1 pseudogene is annotated in these 408 nt (G+C 67.2%); it reads left to right on the top strand.

Annotated features, from left to right (window positions below):
* Positions 1 to 377: pseudogene (locus tag CFB18_RS16690) on the top strand (IS256 family transposase); the annotation flags it as partial.
* Between the last annotated feature and the right edge of the window lie 31 nt (positions 378 to 408).

The following is a 408-nucleotide window of genomic DNA, read 5'->3' as shown; positions in this document are numbered from 1 at the left end:
CCCAGCCGGAAGGAAGCAGATCACCAGCGGCAGGCCTTCGAGGCGTGGTGCCAAAGGCAGGACTTGCAAACAGGCCGCCCAGACCCTGGGGCAGGACTGGGACCGGATGGTCACCTTTTCCCAGTTCCCCCAGGAGCACCGGGTGCACCTCCGGACGGTGAACGTGGTGGAGTCCCCGTTTGCGGCGCTGCGGCTGCGGACGGACGCGGCCAAGCGCTCCAAGCGCTACGACCAGCTCAGCGCGGTGATCGGGAAGATGCTCCTGGTGGCGGAACGGCGTTTCCGCCGCCTGAACGCCCCCGCACCTGCTCGCGAAGGTCTACGCAGGCGTGCGGTACGTGGATGGGGTCGAGGCTCCCCAGGAGGTCGCCGCCTAATGCGAAAGTCCACACCTCTTGACGAAACCTC

Source organism: Thermoflexus hugenholtzii JAD2, assembly GCF_900187885.1.
Classification (GTDB): Bacteria; Chloroflexota; Anaerolineae; order Thermoflexales; family Thermoflexaceae; genus Thermoflexus; species Thermoflexus hugenholtzii.
The sequence above is the reverse complement of the archived record's forward strand: the minus strand, read 5'-3'. Positions and strand labels throughout refer to the sequence as shown.